This window comes from Candidatus Cryosericum septentrionale (assembly GCF_003570995.1).
Classification (GTDB): Bacteria; Caldisericota; Caldisericia; order Cryosericales; family Cryosericaceae; genus Cryosericum; species Cryosericum septentrionale.
Window position 1 is genome coordinate 15,141 of the sequence record NZ_QXIY01000013.1, and the last position, 424, is coordinate 15,564.

A 424-nucleotide genomic window follows, 5' to 3' on the forward strand; every position below is an offset into this window, starting at 1 on the left:
CAACCTATGTGCTGGCCAAGCAGGACAAGGCTCTGTATCCGGACATCCTCGTGGCAAACGAAGAGGCCGTCAAGAACGGCGGTGATCCCTACTACACGAACTCTACGCAGTTGCCTGTGGCGTACACGACCGACCCGTTCGAGGCGCTTGACCTCCAGGACCCTCTTCAGGTCAAGTATACAGGAGGCACTGTCGTCCACCTGTTTCTCGGCGAACGGCTGGAAAGCGCAGACCAAGCCAAGCAGCTGGTGCGCGCAGTCACGAACAGCTACCGACTGCCCTACTTCACGCTCACGCCCACGTTCTCCATATGCCCCAAACACGGGTACATCAACGGCAACCATCCATTCTGCCCCAAGTGCGATGAAGAGCTGGTCGTCGAGGCACAGAAGGTGGCTGCGGGCCCTGCCTCTGGAGACGTCTC

Annotated in this window: 1 protein-coding gene; it reads left to right on the forward strand. The window is 59.4% G+C overall.

Annotated elements, in window-relative coordinates:
* On the forward strand, nucleotides 1-424 hold a 424-nt coding region (nrdD, locus tag SMC1_RS10865), incomplete at both ends, for an anaerobic ribonucleoside-triphosphate reductase (RefSeq protein WP_207799284.1).